General features: G+C 39.8%; 13 protein-coding genes and 1 pseudogene. 11 read left to right on the top strand and 3 right to left on the bottom strand.

Going from position 1 to position 15,509, the window contains the following annotated elements; all coding sequences use genetic code 11:
• Positions 1 to 243 (bottom strand): annotated as a pseudogene (locus V7161_RS25970) (hypothetical protein); the annotation flags it as partial.
• A gap of 114 nt (positions 244 to 357) precedes the next feature.
• Positions 358 to 972: a DUF47 domain-containing protein gene (locus tag V7161_RS25965; protein WP_335715701.1), complete on the bottom strand. Its 615-nt coding sequence runs from the start codon at positions 970 to 972 to the stop codon at positions 358 to 360.
• A 350-nt stretch (positions 973 to 1,322) separates the two neighbouring features.
• On the opposite strand from V7161_RS25965, the gene V7161_RS25960 reads away from it, so the two are divergent.
• Together V7161_RS25960 and V7161_RS25955 are read left to right on the top strand one after the other, a co-directional pair.
• Positions 1,323 to 2,018: a hypothetical protein gene (locus V7161_RS25960; RefSeq protein WP_335715700.1), complete on the top strand. Its 696-nt coding sequence runs from the start codon at positions 1,323 to 1,325 to the stop codon at positions 2,016 to 2,018.
• A gap of 876 nt (positions 2,019 to 2,894) precedes the next feature.
• Complete coding sequence (locus tag V7161_RS25955; protein WP_335715699.1) at positions 2,895 to 5,225, top strand: glycerophosphodiester phosphodiesterase family protein; 2,331 nt, start codon at positions 2,895 to 2,897, stop codon at positions 5,223 to 5,225.
• 126 nt (positions 5,226 to 5,351) lie between these two features.
• Here V7161_RS25955 and V7161_RS25950 read toward each other — a convergent pair whose 3' ends face one another.
• Positions 5,352 to 5,930: a permease gene (locus tag V7161_RS25950; protein ID WP_335715698.1), complete on the bottom strand. Its 579-nt coding sequence runs from the start codon at positions 5,928 to 5,930 to the stop codon at positions 5,352 to 5,354.
• Positions 5,931 to 6,347: 417 nt separating this feature from the next.
• Between V7161_RS25950 and V7161_RS25945 the strand changes: the two genes are divergently transcribed.
• The 9 genes from V7161_RS25945 to V7161_RS25910 all read left to right on the top strand — a co-directional run bounded on the left by V7161_RS25945 (position 6,348) and on the right by V7161_RS25910 (position 15,303).
• Complete coding sequence (locus V7161_RS25945; RefSeq protein WP_335715697.1) at positions 6,348 to 7,514, top strand: iron-containing alcohol dehydrogenase; 1,167 nt, start codon at positions 6,348 to 6,350, stop codon at positions 7,512 to 7,514.
• Positions 7,515 to 7,722: 208 nt separating this feature from the next.
• Complete coding sequence (locus tag V7161_RS25940; RefSeq protein WP_335715696.1) at positions 7,723 to 8,346, top strand: SDR family NAD(P)-dependent oxidoreductase; 624 nt, start codon at positions 7,723 to 7,725, stop codon at positions 8,344 to 8,346.
• Positions 8,347 to 8,360: 14 nt separating this feature from the next.
• Complete coding sequence (locus tag V7161_RS25935) at positions 8,361 to 8,480, top strand: SDR family oxidoreductase (protein ID WP_335715695.1); 120 nt, start codon at positions 8,361 to 8,363, stop codon at positions 8,478 to 8,480.
• 109 nt (positions 8,481 to 8,589) lie between these two features.
• On the top strand, positions 8,590 to 8,757 hold the full coding sequence (locus tag V7161_RS25930) for an AMP-binding enzyme (RefSeq protein ID WP_335715703.1): 168 nt from the start codon (positions 8,590 to 8,592) through the stop codon (positions 8,755 to 8,757).
• Positions 8,758 to 8,975: 218 nt separating this feature from the next.
• Complete coding sequence (locus V7161_RS25925) at positions 8,976 to 10,433, top strand: 4-hydroxyphenylacetate 3-hydroxylase family protein (RefSeq protein ID WP_335715694.1); 1,458 nt, start codon at positions 8,976 to 8,978, stop codon at positions 10,431 to 10,433.
• 73 nt (positions 10,434 to 10,506) lie between these two features.
• Positions 10,507 to 11,373 carry a 3-hydroxyacyl-CoA dehydrogenase family protein gene (locus tag V7161_RS25920; RefSeq protein ID WP_335715693.1) on the top strand — a complete coding sequence of 289 codons (867 nt, stop codon included), beginning with the start codon at positions 10,507 to 10,509 and terminating at the stop codon, positions 11,371 to 11,373.
• A gap of 78 nt (positions 11,374 to 11,451) precedes the next feature.
• Positions 11,452 to 11,649 (top strand): helix-turn-helix domain-containing protein, encoded by a 198-nt coding sequence (locus V7161_RS30465; protein WP_420491669.1) that lies wholly within the window; start codon positions 11,452 to 11,454, stop codon positions 11,647 to 11,649.
• A gap of 189 nt (positions 11,650 to 11,838) precedes the next feature.
• Positions 11,839 to 12,948 carry a cell division protein FtsZ gene (locus tag V7161_RS25915; protein ID WP_335715692.1) on the top strand — a complete coding sequence of 370 codons (1,110 nt, stop codon included), beginning with the start codon at positions 11,839 to 11,841 and terminating at the stop codon, positions 12,946 to 12,948.
• Positions 12,949 to 13,314: 366 nt separating this feature from the next.
• Positions 13,315 to 15,303 (top strand): FAD-dependent oxidoreductase, encoded by a 1,989-nt coding sequence (locus V7161_RS25910; RefSeq protein ID WP_335715691.1) that lies wholly within the window; start codon positions 13,315 to 13,317, stop codon positions 15,301 to 15,303.
• Positions 15,304 to 15,509: the final 206 nt, after the last annotated feature.

Below are 15,509 nucleotides of genomic sequence, written 5' to 3'. Positions count from 1 at the left end.
TTGTTTTTGTGAGAGTTGCTCACGTATAATTTCAACATTTTTTCCGCTCCCAATAAAAATTAGATCTTCATTATTGGATAAAGGTTTTCTACCTCTTGGTACAGATTCTGTGTATTTTTTCCACACACCATTAATCTTTGCGAGTGAAACATCTCCTCTTTTCATCACCAAACCACCAATACTTTTTGGCATCCTCAAACCTCTGATAAATTGATTTTTTGAAAAATAAAAATCTTCTTCCATTTATTCAACTCCTTAGTAATTAATAGTATATGCCAACTAGAAATAAACCATTAAGGTATTTTTATCTAGTATTAACGAAAAGTATGGCAAAACCCCTCTTCAGAATTCCTCTAACTAAGCATTCTTCATAATAATTACTTCAAATGTATTTGCCACTGATTTACAGCAGTTAGCGATTTCTTCTAGCCCTTCATAGATTTGTTTGTATTTAATAATTCGGATAGGGTCTTTTTCTAAGGTAAACAAATTTTTAATGGATTCACGGAAAATGTTGTCGCAATAAGATTCAATTTCTTTAATTTTGATTGCGTGTTCTCTGATATTTAGCAATTTCTTTTTAGAAAGGAGTTCAATACCTGCATCAATTTCAGATGTACAATTTTTAATGGCATCAACAAATTTGAGCATAAAATCGTCCATTTCCATCATGGAGTACATTTCAAATAGGGCTGCCGTATGGTATAAACCGTCCAAAATATCATCCATGCATATTGAAAGAGCTAAAATATCTTCACGATCTATTGGAGTAATGAAAGTATTATTAAGTTCGCTAATAAGATCATGTACCATGGTATCCCCGTTAGATTCAAATTCTTTCATCTTTTCAGAAAATATTTTAAGATCATTAACATTATTTAATTTATTGTCAGCAAAATAGTTAGCACTTTCTTTTAAATTTAAAGAAATGCTCTTTAAATAATTAAAAAACTTGTCATTCTTTTTTGCCATTGAATTACCCCCACATTATCCAACCTGTGTAGCTGCCAAAAAAGATTCTTATAAATCCTTTATCCATGTGCTTTTAAATGCAACTAATATAATAAATGCAACTATCGAACAACTTGTAACGGCTTACGTCCTAATCCCACAGGGTCAATTAGATTGTCTACCGGAAACGGTAGGCTATTTTTATGCTCTAAATAGTTGAAAGATAAGGGATTCGTATATAGTAAAACCCATTGGGGGATTTGGGGCATCTGTTAATTCCCAAAAGAAGGATTTGTGAATAAAATAAATCCCAATGATCAACGGCTGTTGCTTTATTTTTACGAACATTTACAAGTAAAGGGGAAGACACTATGCCAGCAAAATCAGGGTTTCTGCCGAGCTCATCCGCTTTTAAGTTTGAAAACAGCTTTGCAAAGGTTCCATTGAAGAAAATAAATGTTTTGGGTTTGGAGATTCCATTCGGTAATGCATCGTATGGTTTATGCGGTGGAATGATTTATGCTGGCATGGATTACTTTGAAGCAAAAATGCCGATACCGTCCAATTCGGAAGCCCCTTCCTCTGGAACATTGTTCGACTATATCGTTAAACGGCAGATAGAAAGCTTTCATTTGCCCTTAGGTCTTTTGAAATATCTGTTTCTAATGAATCCTTTTCTCCGGGACCATGAAACAAAAGCTAGTAAACTAGGAGTTGCACCGCATTGCAGAATGTGGAGAATGATGAAAAAGGAATGGCCAAGAATAAAAAAGGATCTTGATAACGGCAAGCTTTCACCGCTTGGCTTAATCAGAGTAAAATCCTTTAATCCTTTTCAGGTCAGACAACATCACCAAGTACTAGCATATGGGTATGACTTGAATGAAAACCTTCTTACTATTAATATCTATGACCCAAATTTACCAAACGATGATCATGTAACTTTATCCTTAAATATTGAAAAGCCTGAATCAACCACAACAGTGGTTCATTCAAAATCATCTGTACCGATTTATTGTTTCTTTAGAACGCATTATAAGTTTAAGAGGCCGGGATATTTAAACTAAATTTTAAGTGACTCGTTTGTTCCTGGAGATGATATGGAGCCTGGTGAGGAAACTTATGCCAGAGTAGTAAACTGCAAGGTAGAGAGAGAAATTATTGTCCCGCAAAGCACCAAGAGGAAAGGGCTGGAACCGGGGATGGTGAAGGCCACTAATTTTTTTGATATGATGAGACGTGTCTTCAGACAAAAAAAGAATCCACCCTTGAGTTCAGAGGCTCTGGTGGATTATTCCCTAATTAGCCGATCCAATTTGAGGGATACTTCTATTGCTCGACCGGACATGTTGCTGCATGTTCGGTTTTTTTAATTTATTCAATATTTATTTTTATGATAACTTAGGAACTTAAGAAACTCATTTTAAAGTGTTTAATGAGTGTGCTAATTATCTTAATGGGAAGAGTTTTGAGGAAGATTAAGGAAAATGTCATTAAAAAAATAGAATTTACCTCTAAGTACTAGGATTCGGCTGGATTTTTTATTATTTATTAAGGCAAGAATAACTTTATCGGCGAATTTCGTCTACTTATCAGCGAATATTAACCATTTATCGGCGAATTTTACAATTTATCGGCGAATCTGGAAGTTATATCGGCGAATCGGTTATAGCAGCCATATTTATCCTCAAACTTTCTATTTCTAATCATGCAGTCTATTTAAAACAATGCATTTACCCTTCATCCCCGACTAAGTTGACCGCTCGTCCTTTGTCGAACCTATACTGATTAGCAGAAAAGGCCTTCAGGCAAAAGTCCTCCATTTTTTAACAATATCTTTAAAAAATATTAATACCCCTTATACCTTTATTAAGTACTATTTTCATAGTAAGGGTTTGTAAACCTTTTACATATGTTTCAACTAAATGAAAAGGAGACAGAAAATGGTACCTAATTTTAGAGGGAAATCAAAAAAATTAACAGCCTTTTTAGTATCCGCAAGTATTTTCGGCAGTATTTGGATAGCACCAGTGGATGGACCAACAAAGGTTCAGGTCGCGGAGCAGGCTCTAACACAGGAGAATTTCGATCAAATCGCGAACGGTCAGCTTCCTGCGGGCTGGAAGCTTGTACAGGGAGATGCCAAGGTCTTGGACGGCAAGCTGGTATTAACGTCACCATCTTCCGGCGCTCCTGCCAGAGTTGTGATTCCTTTAGGAAACCAAACAGGAAATTACGTTTTTGAAGCGGATATGACGTTTAAAAGTTCAGTTGAAGACACCCGATGGGCTTCGTTAATGTATCGTGTCCAGCCAAATACATATCCGTATTATCAATTCGCCATGCGCAAAGGCACTACGGCGTTGAACGGACTGGAGTTCGCCATCAGAAATGAAAGCAATCAGTGGGTTGTGCCGGAGACTAATTTTTATCCGGAAAATATGGCCTTCAATAAGACTTATCATGTCAAAGTGATCGCAAGCGGAAATCGTGTGCAGCAATTTATCGATGGCCAGCTTGTGGTTGATACGGATCAGGCCGGGAAATGGACAAACGGGGATGTCGGCTTCCAAGCGAACGGTACGACCGTTCAATTCGATAATGTAAAGGTCAATACCTACTCAAATGCACTTCCTCCATTAGGGAGTACGAACGCCTTTCTTCCTCAAGAGCTGAAAACGAATATCGTGAATCCGCCAACGATTATTTCGAAAACCGTTGCGCAGGAAGGTGCAGCTTCCGTGCTCATGCAGGCAAATCGGAGCGAACAGGGGTATTGGACGGTTGAAGGGGCCCCCATTGAAAACGCCCTTAAAAATATTAAAGGAAAATTCATTCCGATAATCCAAGTGGAAGAACATTCGGATATAGAAGGTCTCGCCAATGTCCTGAAAGAAACCCAGACACAAGATTTTCAGATTTTATCCAGTAATCCTGCGATCGTAAAAGAAATGCGCAGTTTTATTAAAACGGCCCGCGGTGCCCTTCTATACAACAAGGCAGCTTTCAATAAGAATGATATGGCGGCTTTCGCACGTGAGATTCATAAAAGCGATGCGATGGTAGCGGTAGTTCCACAAAAAATTCTGAGCCCTGAGAACGTTCATTATTTGCATAGCCGTGCCATATCCGTTTGGGGAATCGCCGCTGAGGATGTGCAAGCTGCCCATACGATGATTCATCTTGGAGTGGACGGCATTGTATCTGAAAATCCTTCCGCTTCCATTGAAGCTTTGGGACAGTATCCAGAGAATACACTTGTACAGCGTCCGGTCGTGGCCGCACATCGAGGTGTACCTTCCATTGCGCCTGAAAATACGATGGCTTCCTATCGAAAGGCCTATGAAATGGGTGCAGATATGATCGAGACTGACGTACAGAGGACCAAAGACGGGAAACTGGTTATTATGCATGACTATACGGTGGACCGTACCACGAACGGAAAAGGAAATGTAAAGGATTTAACACTCGAGCAGATTCGGGCATTGGATGCCGGTATCAAGTTCAGTCCTGATTTCCAAGGAGAAAAGGTACCTACATTTAAAGAGTATTTAGATGAGTTCAAGGGGAAAGATGTGGTCCTGCTTGTTGAGATCAAGGCAGATGGCATCGAGAAGCAAGTGATGGAGGAGATCGAGCAAGCCGGAATGGTTGATCATGTAGTGATTCAAAGCTTTAATTCCAACCATATCCGCAACACTCGCGGTATCAACCCTGAAGTGGGCACGGGCTATCTTTACTCTGCAGCTGTACCATCTACGATTGACGGCAGGTTGAAAAAGGCTCAGCAAATGATGCAGTACGGTGCCAGCATGAACGCGACCCTGAATGCTGACTATGGCAGTCTGAATTCGGAATTCATTCGCTACATGCGCCAGCGTGGATTTCTGAATATGCATTGGACATTTAGAAACGAAGATCATTTTGGGCAAGCTTTGGAGGCCGGCGTGGTCGGACCAATCACGGACTATTCGCAGTGGTTGACGGATGCCCCGATTCGTTTAGAAATTCCGAATAAAAAGGTCAACCTGAATGTCGGAAAATCGGCAACGATTCAGGTCAAATCCTTTGTGAACTATCGTGAAGCTAAAACAGAAAATATTTCGACGACTCTCTTTGTTAACAATGGAGAAACGAAGGTTAAAGTCGAAGGCAATACCATAACAGCACTTGAGCCGGGAACCGTGAATGTGTTTGCGATGCATACATTCCAAATGCTTGGCAAGGAATGGCATTTAGTATCTGAGCCAATTGATGTGACCGTAACAGAATGATATGGTATAAGAATGCGCCCCAATTTATTGGAGGCGCATTTTTTTGATATCGATTATTAGTTTGCTAGGAAAATAGAGGGTTAGCAGAAGGGGGGATATTATGAAAATAAACTTAATTTACGAGATTTAAATATTGTCAACGATTAATGATAAAAGCAATAATATGCCCATTACAGTTCCTGTAAAGAAAGCCTTTTTCATACTGTTTGTGTTGGTCGGTGAACTTGTTTTTCTCCTTGTTAGTGCCGTCCGAAAATATAGAATGGCGCCAAGTGTGATCATTGCTGCTTCTAGGTTTAGGCTAACAGCAGGCCATTCCCAAAGACCGAGTCCTAACATTGGGAACCTTCCCATATTTCCAGGGAATATGGGTAAATCCGCCCGGTGTACAAATAGATCTAAAATCCAGTGACTAAATACGGTTGCGCTAATAACAATTCCGCCGCGTTTTCCCCATTTGATCAAAGCCAACATCCCAGCTAAGCAGGCGATTAACAAAGCACCAAATAAAGAGTGAGTATACTCAGCATGAATTAGAATCTCCTTACCGCCAATGCCAATAGACTCCATCGTTTCAACACCGGAAATAAACAAAGGGACAAAAATAATGTCGAGCAATTGGGTACTTATCATGAGTGCCCAAAGAGGTACTGTAGGCTGCTTAGCTTTAACTGCGGCTGCAAGTCCGAAATGTCCAGCAAACACTTACTCCACTTCCTTTCACTCTTGTTTCAAAAATTTTGAGTCCAACCAACCACACAACACCGTAAAAAGAAGGATAAATACAATAAAAGTCACAACGACTAACCTCCTTGAATTTATTAAACTAATAACGTTAGTTTAATAATAACTAATGATATTAGTTATAGCAATACTTAAATTGGAAAAAAATACTTAGATGGTATCCAAAACAAAATTAGGATATTTGGTTTTTAATGTATCGTACTTTTTCCAACAAAATTCTTAAACACATTTTTCAACTTGTATCACGGTCCTATTTGTAAATCAATAATAGAGTTCATAAATATCCTTTTGTCCGAATATTTAAACAAATAATGATATAATAAACAATAAATAGGAACCTTACATAAAAGTAGATGATAGACAAAAGGAGTGTTAGAAATGGAGAGTTATAGTTATTTCAATCATACAAGAATTGAGATGGGGTTGGGTAAAGCTGAGCAATTGCCAATGATGTTGAATGCTCTTCAAGTTGGGCGGTCAGTATTATTAGTCAGTGATCCCGGTATCATTAAGGCTGGATTAGTCACACCAATCAAATCGACGCTGGAAGAGTCGGGTTATCGAGTCGTTTTATTTGATTCGGTCTCGCAAAACCCGAGGGATACGGAGTGTTTGGCTGGAGCAAAAATTTTTCAAGAGCAGGGAATTGAGACGGTCGTCGCTATTGGAGGCGGAAGCGCAATGGATACTGGGAAGGCGATTGCTCTTCTTGGTCCTAATGGCGGTACGCCAATCGAGTATGTGGAGGGGAAGAGGGAATATGCCAATATTGCCCCGATTTTTTGTGTGCCTACCACTGCAGGGACTGGCTCTGAAGTAACCCGTTCCTCAGTGATCACCGAATCTGCCACACATCGAAAGTTGACTCTAAAAGATGCTTCATTAAGACCTATGATGGCCGTTCTTGATCCAAGATTAACGATTACCGTTCCTCAATCAGTTACCGCTGCTACAGGTGTGGATGCGTTAGTTCATGCGATTGAAGGCTATACCTGTAAAGTAACTAATCCAATTTCCCAGGCATTCGGCGCAAGAGCGATGTCCAAAATTGTTTCTTCCTTGCCTACTGCATTCAAGGATGGAGAAAATCAACAGGCACGCTATGACATGCTTGAAGGCAGCCTTTTAGCTGGATTATGCTTTGGTTCAACAGATGTGGCAGCTATCCATTGCTTAGCCGAAGCACTTGGCGGCCTATATGATACACCGCACGGAGTGGCCAATGCGGTATTTTTACCATATGTATTAAAATTTAATGCGGAAGAAGAGAAGGGCATCCATGCGGATCTGGCAAGATATATGAAGTTTGCCAATGAATCTGATTCGGATGAAAGTGCCGTTGAAAAACTATTAACCGGTATTCGGGAATTTACTACTAAATTGGAGATTCCAAAACTAAAAGATTTGCCAGGTATCCGAAAAGAAGATTTTTCACGAATAGTAGAACTAGCCGTACAAAATAATTCCACGCCTAGTAACATTCGAACCATAGGTGCTGAGGACTACCGGAAGATTCTTGAGCAGGCATACGAGGATATTTTTTAAGATATTACTAACCCCTTGATTAAACAAGGGGTTTTTTCATTATTAAAAAACCGATTTTTATCAATAGAAAGAATTTTCTCGCTAAATTCTCATCATTGCAAGAAATTTACCTTCAAATATAAGAAAAATCGGATAATTCATAATTTGGCACATTTTTTGCATGTAAATAAGATAGAAAGTCTAATAAAATAATAGGAGTGAAAAGAGCATGGATCAATTTGATTTAAGCAACAAGACTGCGATTGTAACTGGCGGAAACAGGGGGTTAGGACGGACAATTGCGTTAGCATTGGCAGAAAGGGGAGCCAATGTAGTAGTAATAGGAAGAGATGAAGCAAGAAATAAACAAGTCGTTGCAGAAATTGAACAGCTAAATCGAAAAGCGATTAGTTTTTCTACAGATTTAAACAGTATAGACTCACTAAATGAAATGGTTGAAAATATTGTTTCCACTTTTGGAACAATTGATATATTAGTAAATAATGCAGGTACATCGCAAACAAATTTTGCTTTAGATGTTACAGAGGCGGAATGGGATAAAATCATGAATTTGAATGTGAAATCGTTATTTTTTTGCTCACAAGCGGTTGCAAAAATAATGAAAAATCAGGGCAAAGGAAAAATTATTAACGTTTCTTCCGTCGTTGGTGCAGTAGGAGATGTTGGAATCAGCCCATACACTGCCAGTAAAGCAGCTGTCATTAACTTAACAAGATCTCTTGCTTTAGAGTGGGCCAGGTATGGTATCCAAGTAAACGCAATAGGCCCGGCATATATTGAGACAGAAATGAACCATGAAGAGTTAAGTAATCCTAAAGTTCGTGATAAATAATTGGGAAAACACCGATGAAAAGATTGGGAAATCCCGAAGAAATAGAGGGGGCCGTTCTTTTACTTGCATCAGATGCCAGCAGTTTTATCACCGGCCAAACGATCTTTGTTGATGGCGGATGGCTTGCACAGTAAATAAGTAGAAATTTCTCTTTATTGAAAACGTTTTTTCTCTCAAATAGGAAAATTCGCAAAAGAATTCATAATAATAATAAAAATCGGAAATTGATTTCTCAAAGACAACCTGCAAGTAACAGAAGAAGAAATTATCAAGTATTGCCAAAATAACCTGGCAAGCTATAAAAAAACAACAAGTGTGGTCTTTATTGAGGAATTGCCAAGGAACGCTGCAGGGAAAGTATTAAGGAGAGAACTCAGAGAATTAGATAAAATCGCTAATATTGTAAATTAATAGTTTTTAATCCACTCATGAATGTTACATGCTGATGTATGACAACTCGAACTTAGGCACAAAGGGCAGAAAAAAGTTTGAAGATTGTTATACATCAATTTTTTTGCAAAAAAAGGAATGGTTTCTAAGAACAAGCCATATTTATTTACATTAATGATGCCTAACCGAACTTTTTTGAAATGTAAAGTTCACGGGTAGGAAAAAGGAGGAAAAATTTTATGATGACACCGGAACAATATATTGAAAGCCTGCGTAACCAGAAGAAGGAAGTATATTTTATGGGCGAGAGGGTCGAAAATGTCGTTGACCATCCTGCAATGAGGCCACATATCAATGCCGCATCAGTGACGTATAAATTGGGCACAGAGGAGAAATACGAGGAACTAGGCAGTGCTACCTCCCATTTAACAGGGAACAAAATCAATCGTTGGACACATATTCCGCAAAATCAGGAAGATCTTGTTAAAAAAGCGATGATGCTCCGGGTTGCGGGACAAATAACAGGGACATGTTTTCAAAGATGCGTTGGTATGGATGGCTTAATCACTCTTTATTCCACGACTTGGGAAATGGACCAGGACCTTGGTACAGACTATCATGAAAGGTTTAAGCGATTTTTAATCGAGACACAGAACCATGATTACATGACCGATGGAGCCATGACAGATCCAAAGGGAGACAGGTCCAAAAGACCATCGGAACAACATGATCCTGATTTATATGTAAGAGTGGTAGAAGAAAAGGAAGATGGGATTGTTGTTCGTGGAGCCAAAATGCATCAAACAGGGGCGATAAATTCCCATCAAATTTTAGTTATGCCGGGAGCTGCCATGTCCCCGAAAGATGCCGATTATGCCCTTTCGTTTGCGGTACCCGCCGACGAAAAAGGTGTAATCTACGTTTTTGGAAGACAAGTGAACGACAGCCGTAAATGGGAAGGGAAAATCGATCAGGGAAATGCAAAATATGGTGTAGTCGGCGGAGAGGCATTGATTATTTTTGAAGATGTGTTTGTTCCTTGGGAGCGGGTCTTTATGTATAAAGAAACGCAATATACGGGCAAGCTTGTTGATCGCTTTGCATCCTACCATAGACAAAACTATGGAGCTTGTAAAGCTGGAAACCTGGATGTCTTAATAGGGGCAACGGCATCACTTGCGGATATGCATGGAATTTCCAAAGCTGGTCATGTGAAAGAGAAATTGGCTGAAATGGCCCACTTAGTTGAAACCATGTATAGCGGAGCCCTTGCCTGCTCCTTCAATTGTTCAAAAAATGGATGTGGCACCGCTTTTGTTGATCCGGTGCTGGCAAATTCATCAAAACTTAACACAGCACGGTATTATCCTGAGGTTACCAAGCTTTCTCAAGATTTAGCAGGAGGTTTCGTGGCAACACTGCCATCTGAACAAGAACTGGATAACCCGAGGATTGCTCCTTATATTTATAAATACTATAGCACTGGCGAAAATACTGATCCCATTAACAGGATTAAAATGGGACGTCTGGTTGAGAATATGACAGGCTCCACTCCGATTATCGAGTGTATGCATGGGGCCGGATCACCGCAGGCGCAAAAAGTGGTGATTCAACGTTCGATAAATTGGGGGGAAAAGATTAAATTTGCCAAAGAGATTGTAAAGGATGCTAAGGAACAGAATGAGGTTCTTCAATAATACAAAAAGCTAGGGAAAATATCTGTCCGGACTGCTGCCTTAGGGTAGCGTCCGGAATATAGGAGGGAATTTTTTGAATTCTGCCATTAAACAAATTACCGTTATAGGGTCTGGAGTAATGGGTTCGCAAATGGCAATGGTCTCGGCTCTTGCCGGATTTGAAGTCTTTTTACAAGATATTAATGAAGAAAGCTTAGGAGAAGCAAAAGAATCCTTACAGGGGCATATGAACAAAAGAATCCAAAAAGGGAAATTAACCTCTCAAAAAGTGGAAGAGGCTTTCAGCAACCTTCATTTTGTCACCTCATTAGAAACCGCGTTAAATCAAACCGATTTTGTCATTGAAGCCATTGTTGAAAAATTGGACGTCAAACGCCAGCTATTTGCCGAGGTGGACCAACTGGCTCCAGCCCACGCGATCATCGCAACAAACAGCTCAACGATAGTTAGTTCAAAGCTGGCTGATGCAACGAATCGGCCAGATAAGGTATGTAATCTTCATTTCTTTAATCCCGTTCTCGTAATGGAATTAGTGGAAGTTGTAAAGGGGCCGCATACCTCGGAAGAAACGGCGGCTGCCGCTTTTGGACTAGCCAAACAAATGAATAAGACTCCAATTCTATTAAAAAAGGAAATTTCAGGATTTGTAGCAAACAGAATCTTAGGAAAGTTAATAGATGAAGCCGTTTATTTGTTGGAAAATGAAATTGCTTCGGTTGAAGAAATAGATCTTGCTTGTACAAAAGCTCTAAATCACCCAATTGGCCCGTTTGCTCTTCTCGATCTGACAGGAATTGATGTCAATTATTATATTCGCCAGGTTCTCTACGAAGAAACAGGGGATGAATCTCAAAAACCGCAAAAAGTTCTTACTGAAAAATTCTTAAATGGGGAGTTCGGTCGGAAAACCGGTAAAGGGTTTTATAGTTATAGTACTTAGAAACAGAAAAAACCTTGTCATGCAAGGGTTTTTCAATAAGCAATGTAAGTTAAGATATTTTACTAATTTATTAGAGGGATGAACGATAAGAATTTGGGAGAGAGCCTATATGAATCTGTGACAAATGATGCAAAAAAAGGAACCATGATCTTAACCCGGAGAAATAGCAAAAATGTGACGGAAGCAGCCAATAAACTGGGCATATCTTTAAGTACACTATATCGATGGATAGGAGAATATCAAATTAATATAAAAGATTACATAAAAAGGCAATAAAGATATAGTTGATACTTATGCGTGCTTTCTCATTAAAACTGAGATGAAAAAACGTTTTTTAGTCATAATCTGCCCGTCTAAAAAGTAAACATGTTATAAGGTTTACTTTATCCAAACCATTCATTTTATTAAAAATTCTTCTAACTATATGTATGGAATTATTTCAGCCTTGATAAGGAGGAGTTACAGATGAAATCGGTTGGAATCTTAGGCGTAGGGCAAGCAGGTGGAAATATGGCGGAAATTGCAACCGTCTTGGGTTTTCAAACAGCGCTAATTAATACAAATCAACGTGATGGTGCCGTAAATACCAGAGTGGAAAGAAAGTATTTTGTCCCGGGTTATAATGGGGCAGGCCAAGATCGATCTTTAGGAATGCGTGCGGTTCAGGAAAAATATCGAGAAATGATTGATTTTGTACTGGGTTCCTTTAAGAACATAAAGCTGCTATTGGTCGCTTTTTCAACGGACGGCGGTACAGGGTCAGGGATGAGCCCGCTTTTAATTGACCTGTTAATCGACCAATTGCCTGGCATTAAAGTGGGGGCCATTGCCATCATACCTGAACGAAACGTATTAGCGGGGAATCGGATTAATACGGCAGAGTGTATTGAAGAGCTTTCCCAAATAGAAGGCATTTCTTCTGTTTTCTTGGTAGATAATGATCAGATGCGCAAATTGAAGCCGCAATCCAGCAAGCATGAAATTTACCTCTCTGCTAATCGTCAAACCGTGGAGGCTATCAGTCATGTCCTGAAAATAACAAATAAGAGTTCGTTTTACGGGAACTTCGATGAAACCGATCTTATGAATATACTTGGAACAAGAGGAGTTACCCTCATCTCTTCCGTTGCGATTACTGACGCCAAAACCAGTGGGGAAGTTTCGACCAAAGTACAATCCTCTTGGGAAAACTCGATATTCTGTCCTGTTGAATCACAGGGTGTCATTCGTGCAGGGCTCATATATGAAGGACCAGAGACTATTTCAAAGCTTATTAATGTACCTTCTATTTTTGAAAGAGTAGGGGAACCAGTACAATTATTTGAAGGGACCTATCTCTCTGAAACTGATCCTACCGTTACAACCATTCTTGCAGGGCTATACTTCCCAACCCGTCGGCTGCTTTCCTTGGAAGAATCTCTAGAAAAGAATAAAGAACGTTTACAGAATCTTGTTAAAAAGGAACATACTCAAAAATATGAATCTTCCATAAGCTGGGCATCCAACTTAAAAGTTAAAAAGACAGAAAAACAGACTGTATCCATAACATCCAAGTTATCGAAGTATAAGAAATAATGGGGACTCAATGAAACACATCGGAAAGATACAATCCGATGTGTTTTTTTATAAGACTATGTTTAATGCCATTGGTGATTATAAACACGTTGATTGGAGCGAAGCGCCTGGAGCGCAAATCAACACCCAAGTTTAACGGAGCCTTTTATAAAAATGAACCTTTTTTGCATCAGAGTAATGCAAAAAAGGTTCGTTTTTATTTCATCCATACTTACCAAGCCATTATTTTTGGCAAGTAACAAATCAACATACACCTTGATTTTCCAGGAAGTATGGTAAAACTTTTAAAAAAATTTATTCTTGGCACAGTAATTGCAATATTAAATAGTGACGCTTCAAAAATGTCCAAAGAAAGGAGTGATCCTAGTGGCCCAATTTAAAAATTTATTTTCTGAAATTCAAATCGGGGATACCTATTTAAAAAATCGAATTCTCAGCACGGCCCACCAAACCAACCATGTGGTTGACGGTATTCCAACTCCAGATATGACAGCCTATCATGTGGAACGAGCGAAGGGCGGAGTGGGGCTCATCATTCTGGAAGCTGCTGCCGTACATCCTTCGGGAATGCTGACCGGTCATACCATTGCTGGGTATGACAAGGAGGTTATACCCGCTTATGCAGAAATGGCTGCACAATTGCATCAGTATGGCACGAAGGTATTTGCCCAGCTTTTTCACGGTGGAAGGGAGTTTATCGCAAGCGACTATCGGCATGCAGCATGGGCACCATCTGCAGAACCAAGTTTGCGGTTTGGAACGATGCCAAGGCCCATGAGTTTGGATGATATTGAAGAGGTTATCAATGGGTTTGCCTTATCTGCTAAGCTGGCTAAAGAAGCAGGATTGGATGGAGTGGAAATTGCTTGTTCCCATGGATATTTACCCGCTCAATTTTGGTCGAATCATACTAATCATCGAACTGACCAATACGGCGGTAGTTTCGAGAATCGCATGCGTTTTATCCTTGAAATTATGCAGCGGATTTGGAGGACGACAGGGGAAGACTTTACTGTTGGAATCAGGATCAGTGCGGATGAAATGACAATGGATGGCACCACCGTAGCAGATGCTATTAACATCGTTGAATATTTGGTCGAACGAGTCCGAATTGACTTTATTAATGTTACGTCAGGAGATTCAAGTACCTATTCAGGTTCTACCCATATAGCACCAGGATCTCCCATAAAACATGGATATAACGCACCCCATGCCTTTAAGATTCGAATGGCGGGTGCAGTCCCTGTATTTGTAGGAACGCGAATCGTCGATCCTGTAGAGGCTGAACAGATTATCAAAACCGGAAAAGCGGACATGGTGGGAATGACCCGTGCCTTAATCGTGGATCCCCAAATGCCAAATAAAGCGATGAATGGCGAACTAAATGCCATTGATGCCTGCATTGGATGTCTCCAGGCTTGTATTGGCCACTATCATAAAGGCCTTGCCATTGGCTGTGTCCAAAATCCAATTGCAGGTAAGGAGAGACAGTTGATCCCTAAGCTCCAAAAGGTAAAATCCAAACAACATGTGGTCGTCATAGGTGCGGGTCCTGCTGGTCTGCAAGCAGCCATAACAGCGGACCTACAGGGGCATCAAGTCACACTCGTGGAGCAGCAACAGGTGATCGGCGGTCTCCTGCAAACCATGAAAAAGGCCCCCATGCGGCAGGAACTGGCCGAAACCATGCTGGATAACTATTCTAGGAAGCTAGAAAAAAGCAATGTTAACGTTCAATTAGGAAAAAGAATCTCCAGGGCGGATTTAGTAGAATGGAAGCCTGATGTCATCATTTGTGCGGCAGGGTCCAGGCCATACTTTCCACATGTGCAGGGAATGGATGATAATCGAATAAAAACTGTAGATGAGCTATTTGGCAGCAATCCGACGCAAATAGGAAAACGGGTACTCGTGTTTGATTTTTCCGGGGACTGGCAGGGAATGGAAGCGGCTATTTTTTTACAGGAAAAAGGCCATGAGGTAGCCCTGTATTCTACCAAACTCCATATCGGTCAGGAGGTCCATCAATACTTAAGAAATGAATACTTAAAAAAGCTTTACCAGTTAAAAGTTAAAATGCGTCCCCATTTTGATTTCGCGGGGATTGAACAGGACCAAGTGAACATTCGAAATCTATTTACCCATGAAAAGGAAACAGTGGATAACTGGGATACTATCGTTTTAGCTTATGGACGAATTCCTAATTCTGAATTGTATGAGGAAGTAAAAGGTTTAGCTCCTGTTGTTCAGCAAATTGGTGATGGTCTTGCACCACGCACCCTGGAAGAAGCTACCTATGAAGGTTTAACTACTATTCTAAATCTAGGATCCATAGAAGTAGAAATATCAGGATAGCGTGAATTCTCAATATTTACCTAAAAAATATAGTGATATTTTTAAAAATTCAATGTATTATTACTAGTGATGAAAGCCCTTACAAAACTAATAAGCTACATGCTATACCGTTACCCTTATATTTTTTATCAAATTTAGGGGAGGTGAACTTGAAATCTAGCACTTAAAATGGATGGATGGGATCTGGCGGGATTTGATTATGTTTG

The sequence above is a fragment of the Neobacillus drentensis genome, assembly GCF_036965425.1.
Lineage (GTDB): Bacteria > Bacillota > Bacilli > Bacillales > Cytobacillaceae > Neobacillus > Neobacillus drentensis_F.
This window is presented reverse-complemented; position numbering and strand designations above follow the sequence as displayed.